12 protein-coding genes are annotated in these 20,036 nt (G+C 43.6%); 6 read left to right on the top strand and 6 right to left on the bottom strand.

The window, feature by feature from the left end; genetic code table 11:
• Positions 1-69: 69 nt before the first annotated feature.
• Together pflB and IHV80_RS10775 are read right to left on the bottom strand one after the other, a co-directional pair.
• The gene (gene pflB / locus IHV80_RS10780; protein WP_192889048.1) at positions 70-2,346 is read right to left on the bottom strand and encodes a formate C-acetyltransferase; all 2,277 of its coding nucleotides are present in this window, start codon (positions 2,344-2,346) and stop codon (positions 70-72) included.
• Between the two features lie 306 nt (positions 2,347-2,652).
• A complete protein-coding gene (locus IHV80_RS10775) occupies positions 2,653-4,194 on the bottom strand; it encodes a DUF3360 family protein (protein ID WP_192889047.1) in 1,542 nt (513 codons plus the stop codon).
• Between the two features lie 827 nt (positions 4,195-5,021).
• Here IHV80_RS10775 and IHV80_RS10770 point away from each other — a divergent pair.
• From IHV80_RS10770 to IHV80_RS10750, 5 genes are all read left to right on the top strand, one after another.
• Positions 5,022-5,792, top strand: coding sequence for an ABC transporter ATP-binding protein (locus IHV80_RS10770; protein WP_017107256.1), 771 nt, complete (start codon positions 5,022-5,024; stop codon positions 5,790-5,792).
• A 171-nt stretch (positions 5,793-5,963) separates the two neighbouring features.
• A complete protein-coding gene (locus IHV80_RS10765; protein ID WP_102437059.1) occupies positions 5,964-6,734 on the top strand; it encodes an ABC transporter substrate-binding protein in 771 nt (256 codons plus the stop codon).
• A 79-nt stretch (positions 6,735-6,813) separates the two neighbouring features.
• Positions 6,814-7,554 (top strand): ABC transporter permease, encoded by a 741-nt coding sequence (locus tag IHV80_RS10760; protein WP_102437061.1) that lies wholly within the window; start codon positions 6,814-6,816, stop codon positions 7,552-7,554.
• A gap of 2 nt (positions 7,555-7,556) precedes the next feature.
• Positions 7,557-8,234: an ABC transporter permease gene (locus tag IHV80_RS10755; RefSeq protein ID WP_192889046.1), complete on the top strand. Its 678-nt coding sequence runs from the start codon at positions 7,557-7,559 to the stop codon at positions 8,232-8,234.
• 230 nt (positions 8,235-8,464) lie between these two features.
• The gene (locus tag IHV80_RS10750) at positions 8,465-11,317 is read left to right on the top strand and encodes an ImpA family metalloprotease (protein WP_192889045.1); all 2,853 of its coding nucleotides are present in this window, start codon (positions 8,465-8,467) and stop codon (positions 11,315-11,317) included.
• 124 nt (positions 11,318-11,441) lie between these two features.
• Here IHV80_RS10750 and xthA read toward each other — a convergent pair whose 3' ends face one another.
• The 3 genes from xthA to emrD form a co-directional block, all read right to left on the bottom strand.
• The gene (gene xthA / locus IHV80_RS10745; RefSeq protein ID WP_192889044.1) at positions 11,442-12,248 is read right to left on the bottom strand and encodes an exodeoxyribonuclease III; all 807 of its coding nucleotides are present in this window, start codon (positions 12,246-12,248) and stop codon (positions 11,442-11,444) included.
• A 169-nt stretch (positions 12,249-12,417) separates the two neighbouring features.
• Complete coding sequence (locus IHV80_RS10740; RefSeq protein WP_192889043.1) at positions 12,418-14,583, bottom strand: S9 family peptidase; 2,166 nt, start codon at positions 14,581-14,583, stop codon at positions 12,418-12,420.
• A gap of 273 nt (positions 14,584-14,856) precedes the next feature.
• A complete protein-coding gene (gene emrD / locus IHV80_RS10735) occupies positions 14,857-16,062 on the bottom strand; it encodes a multidrug efflux MFS transporter EmrD (protein WP_264158379.1) in 1,206 nt (401 codons plus the stop codon).
• A gap of 565 nt (positions 16,063-16,627) precedes the next feature.
• On the opposite strand from emrD, the gene IHV80_RS10730 reads away from it, so the two are divergent.
• Positions 16,628-18,745, top strand: a complete 2,118-nt coding sequence (locus tag IHV80_RS10730; RefSeq protein WP_192889042.1) for a methyl-accepting chemotaxis protein — start codon at positions 16,628-16,630, stop codon at positions 18,743-18,745.
• A gap of 153 nt (positions 18,746-18,898) precedes the next feature.
• On the opposite strand, the gene IHV80_RS10725 is transcribed toward IHV80_RS10730, so the two are convergent.
• Complete coding sequence (locus IHV80_RS10725; protein ID WP_192889041.1) at positions 18,899-20,032, bottom strand: ribosomal protein uL16 3-hydroxylase; 1,134 nt, start codon at positions 20,030-20,032, stop codon at positions 18,899-18,901.
• Positions 20,033-20,036: the final 4 nt, after the last annotated feature.

The raw sequence follows: 20,036 nt of genomic DNA, 5'->3' as shown, positions 1-20,036 counted from the left end.
TGGGTGATATAAAAAAGCCCCGCACATTGGCGGGGCTAATATCATTTCACTTGTCTATTTAGCGTGAGCTTATAGAGACTCAGTAAATGTACGTGCGATTACGTCAGCTTGCTGCTCTGTAGTCAGAGAGTTGAAGCGTACAGCGTAACCAGAAACACGGATTGTTAGCTGAGGGTATTTTTCAGGGTGCTTAACTGCGTCTTCTAGAGTTTCACGGTTAAGAACGTTCACGTTAAGGTGTTGACCACCTTCAATGCCAGCTTCGTGGTGGAAGTAACCATCCATTAGGCCTGCAAGGTTAGAACGTTGGCTATCTTCTTCTTTACCTAGTGCATTTGGCACGATAGAGAATGTGTAAGAGATACCATCTTGAGCATCAGCAAACGGTAGTTTACCTACAGACGTTAGTGAAGCTACAGCGCCTTTCTCATCACGACCGTGCATTGGGTTAGCACCAGGAGCGAAAGGAGCACCAGCACGACGACCGTCTGGAGTGTTACCTGTCTTCTTACCGTATACTACGTTAGACGTGATAGTAAGAACTGACTGTGTAGGGATAGAGTTACGGTAAGTCTTAAGCTTACGGATCTTGTTCATGAACGTAGAAACTAGTTCACAAGCAATATCATCTACACGAGAGTCGTTGTTACCGTATTTAGGGTAATCGCCTTCGATTTCGAAGTCAGTTGCGATACCGTCTTCATCACGGATTGGCTTCACTTTAGCAAACTTAATTGCAGACAGTGAGTCAGCAGCAACAGACAGACCAGCAATACCACAAGCCATAGTACGACGAACGTCACGGTCATGAAGAGCCATTAGAGAGGCTTCGTAGCTGTACTTGTCGTGCATGTAGTGAATGCTGTTTAGAGCTGTCACGTATTGCTTAGCTAACCAGTCCATGAATGTGTCTAGGCGACCCATTACGTCATCGTAGTTAAGTACTTCGTCAGTGATCTTGTCGCCAACTGGGCCAACTTGCATTTTAAGCTTCTCATCAACGCCGCCGTTGATTGCGTAAAGCATAGTTTTTGCAAGGTTAGCACGAGCGCCGAAGAACTGCATTTGCTTACCAACGATCATTGGTGATACACAACAAGCGATTGCGTAATCATCAGAATCAAGGTCAGGACGCATTAGGTCATCATTTTCGTACTGGATAGAAGAAGTATCGATAGATACCTTCGCACAGAAACGTTTGAAGCCGTCAGGCAGTTGCTCAGACCAAAGAACAGTGATGTTTGGCTCTGGAGAAGGACCCATTGTGTATAGAGAGTTAAGGAAACGGAAGTTCGAACGCGTTACTAGCGTACGACCGTCGATACCCATACCACCCATAGACTCTGTTGCCCAGATTGGGTCGCCAGAGAATAGCTCATCGTACTCAGGAGTACGTAGGAAACGAACCATACGCAGCTTCATTACGAAGTGGTCGATCATTTCTTGAGCTTGGTCTTCTGTGATTTTACCCGCAGCGATATCACGCTCTAGGTAGATGTCTAGGAAAGTGGAAGTACGACCTAGAGACATTGCAGCGCCATTTTGAGATTTAACAGCAGCTAGGTAGCCGAAGTAAGTCCACTGGATAGCTTCTTGAGCAGATTGAGCAGGCTCAGAGATATCGAAGCCGTAAGTCGCTGCCATTTGCTTGATTTGACCTAGAGCACGGTGTTGCTCTGAAATCTCTTCACGCAATTGCATTGTTGCTGAAAGATCTTCGCCATTCTCGAAACGCTCTTGTAGAGAAGCGAATTGAGCTGCTTTGTCTTTCATTAGGAAATCAATACCGTAAAGTGCTACGCGACGGTAATCACCAATGATACGACCACGGCCGTATGCATCTGGAAGACCAGTCAGAACACCAGACTTACGACATTTCAGGATATCAGGCGTGTAGATATCGAAAACACCAGCGTTGTGTGTTTTACGGTATTCTGAGTAGATTTTTGAAACCATCGGGTCAAGAGTTTCACCGTATGCTTTACAAGAACCTTCAACCATACGTACGCCACCGTTAGGGATGATTGCACGTTTTAGTGGTTTTTCAGTTTGTAGACCAACAATTGTTTCAAGGTCTTTCTGGATGTAGCCCGCATCATGAGAAGTGATGGTAGAGATAACAGAAGTATCGAAATCTACAGGTGCTTTAGTTGCGTTTTCCTGTTTGATACCTTCCATTACCGAAGCCCAAAGCGTATTAGTCGCCTCAGTACCTTCAGAAACTAGGAAAGACTCGTCGCCTTCATACGGCGTGTAGTTCTTTTGAATGAAATCACGAACGTTTACTTCGCTTTGCCACTCACCTGCAGCAAAATCTTCCCAAGCTTTAGCAAATTGCTCTGCCATGACATACCTACCTTTTTAGTAGAAAAAATTCGTACTTAACACTGTTGAGCCAGCGTCCCCCGTAAGGGTAGTACACTCTTATTAATAACAATATATATGAGCATATAAGCGTCATATGGTTATATAAATTGTCACTACTTTTTATATGTTGTCTTTACTCTATGAATTCAAGACTACGCTAAAAAATTCCTGCAAACCTTAAACTAAATCAATAAATGCCAAAAAAAGTTGAAAAAATTTGAGTGGCAGGGGTTGCCACCCAAACTTTTTTTTAGTCTCAATACTACTTTTGTGTAGTAAAGACCATTATAGCCAAGCTTTTAGACCATATTGGCTTTCTAGCATACCAACTGCAAGCATTGCTACTAGACAGATAACTAGAACACCGACTGGAATAACAATCTTGTCGACAAATGATAGACGCTTCGCACGCTCTTTATCGCCAATCAGACCGTTGTTATCAAGCAGCATTGTTAAAGCCCAAGCTAATACAGGGTTAACAACTGCTGAACCAAAGATACAGATACCAGCCGCTTGTGAATCTTTTGAATCCTTAACCATCTGCATACCTGCTTCAAGAAGAGGTAGAGATACACCTACAAGTAGCGCAACACGCATTACTGGTGGCCATACTGCTACATCCATAGGGAAGCCAAGGATTGCAACAATAATACATAGAGAACCAAGTAAGATTGCGCCGCCAGGGATAGGACGTTTCGCGATTGCTGCTGGGATCATGTAAGTACCCCAAGAAGATGTGATGTTACCACCACCAACCGCAGTACCGACCATTTGACGAACAGAACACATAGTCATTGTGTCATCTACGTCCATCAGTACTTTTTCAGATTTTTTAGGGTAGTTCAGTTCCTGGAAGATACGGTGACCTAGGAAATCAGGTGACCACATCGCTACTGCAAGGATTGCGAAAGGCAGAGAAGCAATGAAGTGCTCTACGTTTGGCAGGCCAAGCATCCAACCTTCAGAAGTTGAACCCCACCAGTAAACAGGGTTTAGGTTTGGAATACCCATTTCTGTTTCGAAAACAATGTCGAAACCAGCCCCCAAAACAAGTGCGATAATCAGGCCTGTAAATGCACAAACTGGAATTGCTAACCAACGCTTGTTCACTTTTGCAAGGAAAGCGTAAATAGCAATGGTCACAGCCAGAACGATTAAACCAACGTAACCCATGCTACCCGCTTCAACAGTAGAAGATTGAAGACCAACCGCCCATGCTTGAATTGAGTTTATTTGGCTCATGGTGCCGGTTAGGCCTAAGAAGATAAGCAAGCCACCTGCCGTACCTTCCGAAGTCAGGTTAACAAGTTTTGAGCCGCCTTTTAGGAAACTTAGGATTAGACCAAAGACACCGATAAGGATTGCCAATGCAAGAGGGTGAGCACCAGCGAGAGCGATGGTACCGATAAGAGGGATCATTGGGCCGTGGTTGCCGGCAAGGTTTGCCTTAGGGTTAAAGAAACCAGAGGCAAGAATACAGAACAGCAGTGCAGGAATAAGCATTTCTACACGAGCGACTTCAATTGCGAAGTCTTTACCAAGGTTTACGTGATCCCAAGCTTGAGTTAGGCCATCAGCCCAAGACATCATTACTGCAGAGTACATCGCGATGATACCAATGGTACCTGCAAGTGCAGGAACGAGGTCTTCAAGTTCAAAGCGGAAGTCACGACCAGGTAGGTTTAGGCCGAAGCGACGAGGCTTCATGATTTGAAGTTCGTGGTCTAGATAGTCTGAACGACTTTCAAATTCAGAAGCAGGGCGGTGAAGCTCTTTATAGCTTTTCTCTTCTACTTCAGAGTTCGCATTATTGACAACGTCTGACATAGATTCCTCATATTTTTATGTTAGTAATTCTAAAATTGAATTCTATTAAGTTCGCGTAATTGCGTTATTTCTTAGTTATAACTTATTAACATTATGTTGCACGTTTTTGATGTGCTTTATGCAGCTAAGTTAAAAGAAATGTTTGGCATTTTTAATGCCTTATTTGTGTGCTGAGGAGTCTAACAAGCTTACCCTTTAGGGTGATTGATCTTGATCACTTTATGAGTGTATGTGAAAGAAAGCTACAAAACGAAGCGTTTCGTTAACTTTCCATTGATGAATCATGTAATTTGTTTTCACAAACTGACGTTTCTCTATTTCTTCAAGTGATTCCACCTATAGCTATATAGGCACTGCTTAAAGCGCTGCCTGCGTGGCCAAACTTTCTCTCTGCTCCCTCTTTAGTCAGCGTCTATTTATAGTAACCAACCAATATGAAAGCTATAAGTGAGTGGCTTGGAGTCACTATTTGCTTTTATTTTCCGCTCAATCGATAGCTAAAATATCAATGTGTATTGATGCATATTGGGCGATTTTACCTAAATGACAGAACTCGTTTTAGGTATAAGAAATAGGCGTACAGAACTCTCATTTTGATTAACTTTATTTAAACAAATCAAGTGTTGTATTTATGGGTGAATTATAGATGTCATTCATGAAATTGAGGGGAAAACGCTACCTTTTGCATAATAAGTCAGAGTGAATCGCTATTTATTCCGTTTTATCAGGTTAATAATTTGTTGCATGTTCCTGCGTGTGGTGCTAGTTTGTATCGCATGAAAAGGTCGGAGTACCTTGCATTTTCACAAACTTGGGAGAGAAAGCGCATGAAAGATGTACCGGCGCTGGACATAAAGGATCTACACAAAACGTTTGGTCAAAATGAAGTTTTAAAGGGAATTTCACTTTCTGCGCATAAAGGCGATGTAGTATCGATTATCGGGTCTTCAGGATCGGGTAAAAGTACTTTCCTTAGATGTATCAACCTCTTAGAAACACCAACCGCTGGCGAGATCTGGGTTAATGGCGAATTAATTCAGATGAAAAATAACCGCCAAGGCGTTTCTGTTCCTGCAAATGAAAAACAAGTTCAACGAATCCGTTCTCGTTTGGCTATGGTTTTTCAAGGCTTCAATCTATGGTCTCACCTGACCGTTCTCGAAAATGTTATCGAAGCACCCGTTCATGTCTTAGGCGTACCTAAAGCACAAGCGATTGAAAATGCTGAGCTGCTACTGAAGAAAGTAGGGCTGTATGAACGTAAAGATTACTACCCAGGCCACTTGTCTGGTGGACAACAACAGCGTGCTGCGATTGCAAGAGCGTTAGCGGTTGATCCTGAAGTGATGTTATTCGATGAACCAACATCTGCACTTGATCCTGAATTAGTTGGAGAAGTTCTTGGGGTAATGCGCGATCTAGCTGAAGAAGGAAGAACCATGCTTGTGGTAACACATGAAATGGCTTTTGCTCGTGACGTATCGAACCACGTGATGTTCTTACACCAAGGTCTGGTGGAAGAACAAGGCGATCCAGCTAAACTGTTTACGGCACCTGAATCAGAGCGTCTGCAACAATTTATCTCTTCAATCTATTAATAAGCAGCTTTACATGCGGCTCGGTTGAAGTGAATCCAAATTGAAATACTGTAGCTAAGGTCAATGGCAGCGGTATAAGCAATAAAACACAACAAGTAGTTTAATAAGTAACAACAAACACAATATTAAAAACTAGCACAACATAAAAACCTAAATCACAGGAGTAGGGATATGAAAAAGTGGTTATTAGTAGCGGCACTTGCTGCAACTGCTGCAACGGGCGTAGCTCAAGCAAAAGAATGGAAAACTGTACGCTTCGGTATTGAAGGTGCTTACCCTCCATTTAGCTGGACTGAAGCTGATGGTTCACTAAAAGGCTTTGATGTCGATATGGCGAACGCACTTTGTACTGAAATGCAGGTTAAGTGTAAGATCGTAGCGCAAGATTGGGATGGCATTATTCCTTCTCTACTTGCTCGTAAATATGATGCGATCATCGCGGCAATGTCGATTACAGAAGAACGTAAGAAAAAAATCGACTTTACTGGTAAGTACGCACTTATCCCGAACAAATTCATCGCTAAAAAAGACGCTGGACTTAACTTTGATGATCTAAGTGGTCAAAAAATCGCAGTTCAACGTGCAACAACTCACGATAAGTACCTAACAGACAACTACGGTGACTCAGTAGAGATCGTTCGTTACGGTTCATTCGACGAAGCTTACCTTGATCTAGCAAACGGCCGTGTTGTTGCTGTACTTGGTGATGCGTCAGCTCTTGAAGAAGGCGTATTAAACAAAGCGGGTGGAGAAGCTTATGAGTTTGTTGGCCCATCACTAACGGATCCTAAATGGTTCGGTGAAGGTTTTGGTATTGCATTACGCAAGCAAGACAAAGATCTGACTAAACAGCTAGATGCTGCAATCCTTTCACTACGTGAAAAAGGCATCTACCAAGATATCGCGGCTAAATACTTCAACTACGACGTATATGGCAAGTAATCTCTAGCGTCACTTCTTAAGGGAGAGGTTCTCCTCTCCCTGTCTTACCAACTTTTTCGCAGTTCTGTTGGAATTCATTATGTTTGATTTACAAGGATATGAAGCTTCGATCCTGAAAGGGGCGGTGCTTACAATCGAAGTTGCCTTACTGTCGCTAATTTTAGCTATGGTTCTTGGTATGCTAGGTGCCTTAGCAAAACTGGCGCCTTATCGCTGGGCTCGTGCTATCGCAACCCTCTACACAACCGTTATTCGAGGCATTCCTGATCTCGTATTGATGATGTTGATTTTCTTTGGTGGACAAATCCTTTTAAACAACAGTTTGTATTCCATCAATGAGTGGCTCAATGAATGGTTCACATCGAGTGACCCTAACCATGAGTGGACCGCTTACTTACCTGATTACATTGATGTTAGCCCATTTATTGCAGGTGTATTAACGATTGGCTTTATCTTCGGTGCTTACATGGCTGAAACATTCCGTGGCGCCATCATGGCTGTTGATAGCGGCGAAATGGAAGCGGCAAAGGCCTATGGTATGGGCCCTGTATTAGCGTTCCGTCGTATCCTGCTTCCGCAAATGATTCGTCATGCCTTACCGGGTTTCGGCAACAACTGGTTGGTATTGCTTAAAACGACCGCTCTGGTATCCATTATCGGTTTAGAAGATATGGTACGTGTAAGCGCATTGGCTGCAGGCTCAACCAAAATGCCATTTACCTTCTACATGTCAGTGGCACTTATTTTCTTATTCTTCACTAGTGTATCGACAGGTTTACTCAAGCTTGTTGAACGCAAATTTAGTATCCACGCGAGGTAGTTATGGACTTTTCATTGATTATTGAAAGCCTGCCGATTTACCTTAGTGGTTTATGGACAACGGCTTGGATGGTTTGTGTTGCTTTGATTATTGGCTTATTCGTTGCCATACCATTAGCTATTTCTCGCAACAGCCCAAATATGTTGATTAACGCACCAGCGTGGTCGTTTATCTATTTCTTCCGTGGTACCCCGTTGCTGGTTCAGTTGTATCTGATTTACTACGGTATGGATCAATTTTTCCCAGTGAAAGATACCCTATGGGAAAATGCATGGTTCTGTGCTTTAGTCGCATTTATTCTAAACACGTCGGCTTATACCGCTGAAATCATCCGTGGTGCAATTAATGGTTTACCGAAAGGTGAAGTTGAAGCAGCAAAAGCCTATGGTATGAGTACACCAAAGACATATCGCCGCATTATTCTGCCAAGTGCTCTCCGTCGAGCGTTACCGGCTTACAGTAATGAAGTTATCTTCATGCTTCACGGTTCAGCGGTAGCGGGCATCGTAACGATTATGGATCTAACCGGTGCAGCACGTTTGGTTAACTCACGTTACTACGCTCCATTCGAGTCTTTCCTAACCGCTGGTCTGTTTTACATGGCGCTAACGTTCATCATCATCGCGATTTTCAAATTTGCAGAGAAACGTTTCTTAGCTTACCTAAGACCGCTTAGCTAATAAGTACACAGCAACAATTTCAGTTAAACAAACGGCGCTTTATAGCGCCGTTTTTTATATCGTCAAAACTGCTCTTCTTTAATTTTTCGGCGGAAGAAAGAGCGTGTTAACTGAGGATTTTTAAAAATAGTTAACTTGCTTCAAATTGTATTCACATATTCATGAGATTAATTGCTTTAGATTTAGCGATAGATAGACTCAGCGAAATTTTGTTGTTGTATGGAATAATGATGAAAAAGAGTAAGTTACTATCCAATTTGGTGCTTTGTGCGATTGCCTTATCACTTTTAGGATGCGGAGGTGGCAGCGGCGGTGAAAGTGCCCAAACTGGTTCTGGCGGTTCTGGCGGTTCTGGCGGTTCTGGCGGTTCTGGTGGTTCTGGTGGTTCTGGTGGTTCTGGTGGGGAAGGTGACGGAAATGGTGATCCTGGCATTACTCCAACTCCACAAACCGCGGTGCAAAAGGCATTGTCCACAGGTGACGCTTCTCATGTAACGGACTCTCAAGAGTTTATTGATGCTAGCCAAGTGTTAGTGGCTCAATACAACTCAGATTACAATCATATCAAGCAATCTTTATCTAAAAACTCGGAAGGTGAGTCTCTAAGTAACCTACACTGGGATCCAACACATGATGCAGCCATCATCTTACCAACCTATGGCTTTAACGATGTCATCTTAAAGACCAATAAAGCGATGATAGATGGGTATGATGATCAAGAGTTAGTGATAGGTATTGCTGGCTATACATCTGACAATAGTCGCTACGCAGCATTAGCAAGTAACCCTTTTCGAACTAAGCAGCATTTTCCTGACTCGGTTAATGAAGATATGGATACTTGGTTGAAGAACTTAGTTGGGTGGGCTTCAGGTACAAATTTACCTAAGAATGTTGTTTTAGCTCAGCTTGATCAGTCTCATTATTTTCCTGATGACCAAGCGACGCGAAACTGGCTAACCGACAATGTGAACTCTTCTTTAGCAATCAATGCTGACGACGCTTGTGATGGCAGTAAATTAAGCCAGTGTCTTGAAAGCAATAACCCTGATTTATTGATTTTGTCTCAAAAGCTAAATGATGGCGATGACATTGACGATGTTATTACAGGCTTACGTTTAGCGTTCAGTAAGAGCATCCCCGTGTTGTACCTCCATCTTGATGGCGGTGTGACGGACTTAGGTAAGGCATTGTTTGCCGAAATGCACATGACCTACGTTGGCGACAACTATTGGCGCAAGCTTGGACTGTCCAATTGGGATTCAACACAGCTCGTTAATCAGGTTCCGGATAATATTGTCCAGCAGCAAGCGCTCTTACAGCGGTTGAAAGACGACAGCTTTACCGTTGACTTGAATACGTGTGATGACAAATCTTGCCCTGATGATTCCAATATGGATGAAGAATTCTATATTGCGGCGAATAGTATTCGTTCACACCTAACATCGCTTGATAGTAAGAAAGTTGATCTGTTTGCATCAGATGATTACGAATATGAAAAGCTGTTACTGCTACTTGCTGATCGTTACCGTCAAGATGTTCAGTACCCAATGGGTAAAGGTGTAACTGAGAGAATTGATTTTCTTCGCTCTTATTACAGTGATTACGCGGCATACAACAGTCGACTGTATAACGCGGCGCAACCAAGTCTAGGTAATTTCAGTACCAAGAGTTTTGAGAACGTATCGCTCGTCACGAAAACAATTACCTTGGAGTCCAAGAGACACTTCCGCGCGGCCGGAGTGTATGCTCTACCGGGTAAGACGATTAAGGTGACTCGCTTAGACAGTAACGAAGTGGCTACGTCTATAGCATTTAATACATTACGTAGCGGCGCGACACACGAGTTTTCGGGTAATGACGGTTACGCTCGGCCAAAATTTTTAACCTCGGTAACCTATCCAGTGAAACCGGGAGAGACGATTTATCTCACTTCTGCTTATGGTGGAACATTACAGGTTCACTTTGATACCAATGATATTGATGTGGAGCTGCGTTTTGAAAATGTCGCACAGCACCCTGTCTGGAGAAGTGAAGCAGACAACGACAACTTTGTTACACAGCTTGAGGAAGGAAACTTTGATTGGGCTGAACTCATTACTCCGGGGTTTGAGGTTCATTCAAAGCTGGAAAAGATGCAGGAGTCGGTGAGCCCAGCACGTTGGGATAAGCCACAGGATATGGCATTAGCGACAGAGCGTTACGTTCATAACTTACCTCATGCACTTGCTGGTTTTGAAGGTCCAGGAGTCGATGTGATTGATGAAATTCAGCAATATGCAAAAAATCAGGGTTGGCAGGTTGAAACCATTGATATTGTGAAGCACATGAACGCCGACCAAGCGAACTGTGGTTATGGTTGCTCAGGAAACCCTTACGATGCTTATTGGTCTTTTGATCCTCTAGGGCATGGTGATTTGCATGAATTAGGGCATGGGCTTGAAAAGAGTCGCTTTCGTTTCTCTGGTTGGGAAGGCCACTCAACGACGAACTATTACTCCTATTACAGTAAGTCTCGTTATTACCAAGAGACAGGAAAAATATCCGCTTGCCAAGGTTTAGACTTCAAAGGCCAATTCGAAGTGCTTAAACAGAGTCGTTTAGAAACCGATCCAAATGCCTATATGGCAGCTCAGAACCAAGCGAGTTGGAGCTGGGGCGCACGAATCTATATCCAGATGATGATGTTGGCGCAAGAGCAGGGGATTTTGACAACGGGCTGGCACTTACTGGGACGTTTGCACACGATTGAGCGAGAGTTTAATCGATTGGCAAAATCGGAAGAACTATGGAACGCGAGTAAAGGCTCGATAGGCTTTTCTGATTACACACTTGAACAAGCAAAAGCTATCTCTAGTGATGGTTGGCAATTGATCGCGATTAGCTATGTTACTCAACGAGATATGCGAGCGTACTTGGACATGTGGGGCTTTAGCTTTGAGAATAAGGCGAAACAGCAAGTCGGAAGCTTGAGCTTAACCGCTATGCCTCTTAAGTATTTTGCTTCCGAGAACACGGGTTACTGTTTGGACGATTTTGCGAAGTATCCGTTGGATGTTGATGGAAGCGCCGTTTGGCCACTTTGATTAATCGGTAGTAACAAATTTGATTAAGCGATAAAGGCGGATATAAAAAAGGAGAGGTGGGCAATCCCAACTCTCCTTTCTTTTTTAATTAGTTAAACAAGAAAAACTAGTTAAACAAGCAATATTATTTGAACGTCGACCAAATTGGGGCGTGATCAGACGGCTTTTCGATGCCACGCAGTTCGTAGTCGATGCCTGCTTCAGTACACTTATCAGCAAGTTTCTGAGTCGCCAGTACCACGTCAATGCGTAAGCCGCGGTTGTCAACGAAACCTTTCGAGCGGTAATCAAACCACGAGTATTGGTCGTTCACTTCAGGGTGCAGCAAACGGAAACTGTCCACAAAACCCCAGTCCATCAATGTTTTCAACCATTCGCGCTCTTCTGGTTGGAAAGAACACTTGCCTGTTTTCAACCAACGTTTCGCATTAGGTTCACCGATGCCGATGTCTGCATCGATAGGGCTGATGTTAATGTCGCCCATTACGATCACTTGTTCATCTTTGTTGTGGTAGTCATTTAGGTAAGTCATCAAGTCTTTGTAGAACTGGCGTTTGTATGGGTATTTAGTCTCGTGTTTGATGTTGTCCCCTTGAGGGAAGTAGCCATTAAGCACGGTAACTTTTTCACCGTTTTCGTCTTCAAACGTCGCCATGATCATGCGCTTTTGATGGTCTTCATTGTCTGTAGGAAAACCCTTCTGCACAGAGACCGGTTCTTGCTTACACAACATAGCTACACCGTAGTGCGCTTTTTGGCCATGGAAGTAAACCTTGTAACCCATCGCTTCAACATCAGCGAGCGGGAAGGCTTCATCGTGCACTTTTATCTCTTGAAGACCAATCACGTCGGGTTGGTGTTTGTCGATAATCGCTTGTAGTTGATGAAGGCGGGCTCTAAGGCCGTTGATATTAAAGCTAATTACTTTCATTTATTTTTATACCTCTCGTAAACCTTTGTCACTGCTTGTTTGTAAAGGCTTTTGATTTGGTGGATTTCATGGTTAATCGTATTTAACCATGCTTAATAATTTCTGTCGCCATTTTGTCGAGACTAAATGGCGGCATTAAATTGTGTGAATACTTATATTTACTCAGAATCTATTGAGTCTTTACCAAGTCTAAAAAGAAGGCGTATTCAAGTGCGTCTTCTTTCAATCGTTTAAATCGACCAGAAGCACCACCATGACCGGCTTCCATATCGGTTTTGAACAGCAGCACATTGTTGTCTGTCTTCATTTCACGCAGTTTCGCCACCCACTTCATTGGCTCAAAGTACTGTACCTGTGAATCATGCAGGCCTGTTGTTACCAACATATTCGGATAGTTCTGTACCTTAATGTTGTCGTATGGCGAGTAACTCAGCATGTAATCGTAGTAGGTTTTATCGTTCGGGTTGCCCCATTCGTCATATTCGTTTGTGGTTAGAGGGATCGATTCATCAAGCATGGTTGTTACAACGTCTACAAACGGAACGTGTGCACCAATACCACGGTACAGTTCTGGTGCTTGGTTGATGATTGCGCCCATTAAGAGACCGCCAGCAGAGCCACCCACCGCAAATACTTTATCTTTAGCGCCATAACCTTCTTCAACTAGGCCTTTGGTTACATCGATAAAGTCATTAAATGTGTTTTGTTTGGTTAGCTTTTTGCCGTCCTCATACCAAGGGCGACCAAGCATTTCTGAACCTCGAATATGTGCGATCGCATAAACGAAGCCTCGATCAAGTAAGCTTAGACGAGCTGAGCGGAAGGTCGGTTCAATGGTCGAGCCATAAGAGCCATAGCCGTATTGGTAGATTGGGTTAGTGCCGTCTTTCTTGAATAAGTCTTTACGATAAACCAAAGAGACAGGTACTTGCTTACCATCGCGAGCCGTTACCATGATTCGCTCTGATTGATAGTTATCTGCTTCGAAATCCCCCAACACTGGAGTTTGCTTCATGAGCTCGGGTTCACCTGTATTCAGGTCGAAATCATAGTAAGTACCTGGCGTGGTTAAGCTGCTGTAGTAGACTCGAACTTTTGAGTTATCTAATTCATTGTTACCTGTCAGGTAAGCGGCAAAAGCGGTGTCATTGAACTCAAGTGGGAACTCTTTGCCTGTTGAGAGTTGGCGTACTTTCACTGTAGACAAGCCATTTGCACGTTGCTCGTAAACAAGATGGTCATCAAACAACTCGAAATCAACAAGTTGAGTATTATCATCGGCTGGGATGACATCGACCCATTTTGAACGGTCGTGAATGTCTTCGGTTGTGACTTTCATTAAACGGAAGTTGACGGCTTGGTAGTTGGTGTAGATGTAGTACCAGTCACCCAATTTAGCGATGCTGTACTCAATGCCCGTTTCCTTTGGGTAAAAAGGTTCTGCTTTCGCGTTTGGGTCGTTGGCATCTATGACTGAAACACCGCTGGTTTCTGTGCTCGAGTGCCAAATGTACACCTGCTGGCCATCCTTACTCTTACTTAAGCCAGTGTAGTAAGCAGTGTCGGTTTCTTCGTAAATCAACTCATCGCTTGTCTGAGGTGTGCCTAAGGCATGGCGGAAAACTTGGTAACCCAGCAGCGTTTTCGGATCTTTCTTGATGTAATAGAAGGCTTGGTTGTCGTTTTGCCATGCAATTGAACTCGAGGCACCTTCAATTTCATCATTTAGATATTCACCGGTCGCGAGGTCTTTAATTTTGATGGTGTAAACACGGCGGCTCAGGGTATCTTCGCCATAGGCTAACAGGTTTTCGTTTGGGCTGATTGTTAAGCCGCCAATACTGAAGAATTCGTGTTCTTTTGCCAGTGCGTTAACGTCTAAGATGACTTGCTTGTCTGTGCCTGCAAAGTCTTTTGCACGTAAGTGAACTTCGTATTCGTTGTCACCCGTGACTTCATTCGAGTAGAAGTAGCTGCCTTTGCGAACTGGTACTGAATTGTCATCTTTCGCGATTCGGCCTTTGATCTCTTCAAATAACTGTTCTTGTAATGCATCAGTGTGTTTCAACACGGTCTCTGCGTACTGATTCTCTTGCTCAAGGTGTTGTAAGATCTCTGGGTCTTGGCGTTCGTCATCGCGCATCCAGTAGTAATCATCGATTCTAGTGTCACCATGAATCGTCATTGCATGAGGGACTTTCTTAGCAACGGGAGCTTTGGTTTGCTGAGCGACGAGTTGCGATTGAGAGTAGTGGTTCATGGTTGGTATTCCTTGATTGCTGCATCCGGCGACAAGCGCGACCGATACGGCTAATGTGGTTAAAGCGAAACGCATCTTTATATCCTATTGTGTACCTTACTCGTTTTAATGCCAGCATCCTTTGTAATCGGAGCTTAGGTACGTTGATGTTCTTCCAGTGATATTATTTATAATTGGATTCTGGGTATGCACTTTTTTGTAAGTGTCTGTTATTGTTCTTAAAAAATCAAATTAATGTTAAATGAAATGGTTGGCGAGTGATAGGTGAAGGGAAAAACGTGCAACAAAAAAGGGACACACTTTTCAGTATGTCCCTATTCTCTGTTTGGGCAGAAATAGATTCTTATTTTAGATTGCCAATGGCATTTCGTTTGAGTGGTCATGTTTACGATTGACCCAACGTAAACCAAGCATAACGATAAATGACATTACGATCATCAAGCAACCGAGTGGCAACTGGTCTTGAGCAGGGAAGAACGATGCCAATAGTGTTGCGATGCCAGCACCTAGGTTCTGCATGCCACCTAAGATCGCTCCTCCTGTACCTGCATGGTATGGGAATGGCGACAGTGCCCCTGTTGTTGCTGCTGGAAATAGGATACCAGCACCCAAGAAGTAAATGGTTGCACCGCCAATCAAAGTTAATGCTGTTGTTTGACCAAACAGACCCGGTATCAGCACCACGGCAGAGCCGACTAAGATCGACACTAGGCCAACATTCAGTGCGCGGCGCTCAGAGCGACGTTGTGCGATGTAGCTAGATAGGCCTGCACCGACTAAGTAACCCGGAATGGGCAAAACAAACAATAAGCTTACTGTGGTTGCAGGTAAACCAAGTACGCCGCCAAGTAGCACACCTGCCGCTGCTTCAAATACAGCTACGCCAGCAAAGGTTGCGACCAGTATTAGTAAGAAGCCTTGAAAACGTTTATCAGACAGAACGAATTTGTAGCTGTTTACAACCGATTCTTGTTTGCGTCGTTCTTTTGGCAGAGTTTCCATCATACTCGTCATCATGGTGATCACTACAGCGATACCAAACAGCGCAAGGAACAAGTAGCTAGAACGCCAGCCGAAAGCTTCTGTTAGATAGCCACCCAGTACAGGAGCCATCAATGGTGAGAAAATTACACACATGCTGATTAAGCTATTTGCGCGGTGAAGTTCTGCACCTTCAAAACAGTCGCGAGTCAATGTACGAGACATCGCACCACCACAACCGATGCCCAAACCTTGGATAAAGCTACCAGCTAAGAACCATTCATATTCATGAGCGAATAATGCAACCAACGTACCGATGATATAGATGATCAAACCAGCAACGATGATGGGTTTACGACCTAGGCGATCAGAAAGCGGGCCGTAGACAAATTGTGACAGACCGTAAGGGATCAGGTAACACGCCATCACCGCTTGAAGTGAAGACGCAGAAACCAAGAACTCACCCGACATATGACCGATAGAAGGCACGTACATCGTTTGAGTCATTTGACCTACGGCAGTCAGAATTGCGATTAAAAAGGTAAGTTTCGCTAATGGAAACGAGGCAGACATTTGCGTATCTCTCCAAAAATTAAAGACGTAAAAAGCCTTAGCGCTCCATTGAGGAGAGCCAAATGAATAAAGTATTCAGGGAATCTAGGCGCGAGATATTAGAGCTTGAATGGCGACTTAGCAATCAAAAAGTGTGAAGTTGATCAAGATAAAAATCTATAGTTTGGATTAGAAAAAATAATCCGAAATTGATGGATTTAAAGAGATAAAGGGTGATTAGTCTTACTTGAAATGTCGCGAATAAAGGTTGCCTTTCGAAAACAACATTCCCTTTAATGGTGATAGTTTAAAACGTCTCTCTAGGTCGTGAGCATAGCTAGTTGGGCGTTCTTGCTTCAATAATTTACTTAGAGTGACAAGGCGAAAGCTCTTGAAATCATAGAAACAAAAGATAAATGACACGACTTATTAACATTTCTATAAACTTTCGTTTTATATGTGTGAAATTTGTGATGTAATCATCGGCTAAGCTATTCATCTCATTTATTTACATTGTGCACTGCAATTGAGCATCAATGTGATAGTGACGGTCATGGAAGTCTTTTGGCTTAAATAAGGATATTAAATGCGCTCTCTATCGGTACAGTGGAAAATCACCCTCTTAGCAGGTTGTTGCCTAATCATTACTTCACTGTCTCTTATTGGTTTCTCGATCTACAACGCGACGAGTAATCAACAAGTCATAAAATCTCAAAGTTCAGAATCAGTTATCAATAAAACTCAGCAATTGCTCGCGTCTGTTTCCCAGCTCAATGCTCAAGAAACTCAACGCTATGTCGATGAAGCCATCTACCGAGCCGAAATGCTTGCAGCCAGTGCTCAGTTTTTGAAGAACAATGCGGATGAGAACTTTACGCCAAGTGAAGAACTTCGTACTGCGTTAGATGAAATGGTTCGTCGCTCTGTTTTGAACTTTGATTCTATCCAAGGTGCGTATTTAGTCTTTAAACCAGATTTACTTGACGGCGAAGACACGAACTATGTCGATGCCGATTATGTTGGGTCTAACGAAAAAGGCCGCTTTGCGCCTTACTGGAAGGTTGCCGATAACGGTGAGAATGTTCTGTCGAATGTGCTTTCAGAATCGAGCTTAAGCGATGGCAGTAATAGCGAACGTTTTTACTGTCCTCTGTCTTCTGGGCAAACTTGTATCAGTACGCCTAGAGTCGTCAATAGTGGTGGTAAAGCATTACTTACCTCTTCAATCTCTGTGCCCATTTTAGTCGATGATATGGCGATCGGTTTCTTAGGGATTGACCTAAGATTAGATGGTTTAACCAATGTGGTCACTCAATCCGATCAAAGCTTGTTTGATGGTGCAGGTGCGGTCTATGTAGTTAGCCTAGATGGATCGGTGATCGCTTCTGATGACTCGAGTATTGCGGTTGGTTCAAGTTTTCAAAGTGACAACACAAACAGTGATTTGATGACTGACTTTATCTTTGGTGGTGAAGTGACGACTCAGTGGAGTGAGAACGGTGAGTGGTTACTCGCATTTGCTCCTGTTGTGGCCGCTAACCAAACTTGGGGCGTGCTGTTTGAGATCCCAAGAGAGAGTGTGGTTGCAGATGCAAGTCGACTCGATTCTATTATCAGCGCTAAGTTGAGCGAAGGCATTAAGACGGAAGTGATCGCTGGCATCATTTTCATTGTTTTCGGACTAGCAATCATCGCTTTTGCGTCACTGTCTATCGTTAGGCCTATTCGACAAGTTGTTGAGAGACTCAATGACATTGCTTCTGGTGAAGGTGACCTTACTCAGCGATTAGAAGTTAAATCGCAAGATGAGATCGGCCAACTATCGAAAGGCTTCAACCAATTCTTAGATAAACTTCAACACACGATCAAAGAAGTCATTCAAACCACAGAGCAAGTCGCGAATACAACCAGTCAGGCTAAATCGTCTGCGTCGAGTACGCGTGAAAGCAGTGAATCTCAATTCAAAGAAGTGGATCTAGTGGCTACCGCTGCCGAAGAGATGACTCAGACTTCGGGCTTAGTGGTACAAAATGCAGAAATCGCGGTAGACGCAGCTTGTGAAGCGAATCGTTCTGCTCAGCAAGGACAAGAGGTTATCGAACTTTCCGCGGGTGAAATGAGAAAGCTGGTGGATCGTATGTCGAGTGCTGTTCCGATTGTTGAAGAGCTGGCGAAGAATAACGGCAATATTACTGAGATCTTAAGTGTTATTGAGGGGATCTCTGAGCAAACCAACTTGCTAGCCTTGAATGCTGCTATTGAAGCGGCGAGGGCTGGTGAGCAAGGTCGAGGCTTTGCTGTGGTTGCTGATGAAGTTCGAAACCTAGCGAGTCGCACACAGTCCTCGGTTGGTGAAATTAGAGCTGTGATCGATAAGGTTCACGCTGGAACGCAAGACGTTGTTGAGGCAATACAAGAAGGCAACATACTTGCGAATGATACAGCACTGCACGTTCAGAAAGCGGTTGAAGATCTGGGTTCGATCTTTACTTCTATTGAGGCGATCAGTGACATGAACAGTCAGATCGTTCGAGCAGCCGAAGAGCAACAATCGGTTTCCGGTGAAGTGAATCAAAGCGTTGTTAACATTCGTGACTTAAGTGCGAAGATCTTAGAGCAAGCCGCGGCTTCTGAGCAAGTTGGTACTGAAATTGACCAACTGTCTCAACAGCAACAGAAATTGGTTAATCAGTTCAAGGTTTAGCTGTTTAAGACTTAGCTGGTGAAGGCTAGGTAAACTATTGAATTAGAAAAGGGCCAAATGAAGATTTCATTTGGCCCTTTTTAGTTGTGTCTTTCAGAAACAGCGGCTGTTGGACTGTTTTACTATTGGATAGGGTAACTCGTTATCGAGATATTAGTCCTCGATGAACCAGTAGCCTTTGTTCACTAATTCAGTCACGACAGTTACACCGGAAGGAGACAACATGGTTGCTGAATTAATCACCTCGTCGTCACAAAGTACGTTTAGTAGTGATGAATCCGCTTCTTCAATCTTGACCACTTCACCATTGATGTAAGCCGTGTTGCTTTCATTCTCGTGGTAGAGCGCTTTTAAGCCAGATACACGGTGGATCTCACCTTCTGACTCTAGGTGTTGAGCGATCTCTTCTGCTGTCCATAGCGGCTCAGGCGCAACGATATCAAGTTGGTGGCGTGATTGGCTTAGCAGACAGCCCATGAAGTCATTGATAGTTTCTGGCTCTTCAAGCGCTGACATCAACATCTCCGTTAGGTTATTCAAATCAGACGCGCGAATCTTGCCATAGTTATCTTGAGATTTGAATTCAGGATCATGCAGGTGAACGTCACCCATATCATGCGCCAGTACAAAATCTGCAAAGTTGCTGATTAGCTCCTGTTCTTTTGGTGAACGGTAACCAATAGAGTAGCTCATTGAAGGTTCTAAGGTTGTTCCTTCATGAGGGAAGCCTGGTGGGATGTAAAGAATATCGCCAGGCTCTAAAGTTTCATCAATGATTGGATCAAAACCTTCAATTTGACGAAGAGCAGAAGCTTGAATGGTTTCTTGGTACTGACCTATATCTTTTGCTCCAACCTTCCATTGTCGCTTACCTTGACCTTGGATGATGAACACATCGTATTGATCGATATGTGGACCTACACCACCTTCAGGTGCTGAGTAGCAGATCATCAGATCGTCGAATAACCAATTTGGCAATTGTTGAAAAGCTTCAGTCAACTGGTTAGCGCCTTGGTGCCAATGGTTTGCTGCTTGCACCACTAGTTGCCAATGAGTTTCGGTGAGTTCACCGAACTTATCCTCAGAGAAGGGGCCGTGTTCTGCTTCCCATTTATTATCAAGGTTAGATACAAAGCGAGAATCCACTTCTTCTTCCATCGATAAACCAGCAAGTTCTTCTGGTGAAATAGGGTCGACGAAGTTTTGGAATCCACCTTTCAAGATGGTTGGTTTTTTATGCCAGTAGTTTTCAAGAAACTCGGGCATAGAAAAGCTAAGTTGGTACATGTGA

It is taken from the genome of Vibrio bathopelagicus (assembly GCF_014879975.1).
GTDB lineage: Bacteria > Pseudomonadota > Gammaproteobacteria > Enterobacterales > Vibrionaceae > Vibrio > Vibrio bathopelagicus.
The sequence above is the reverse complement of the archived record's forward strand: the minus strand, read 5'-3'. Positions and strand labels throughout refer to the sequence as shown.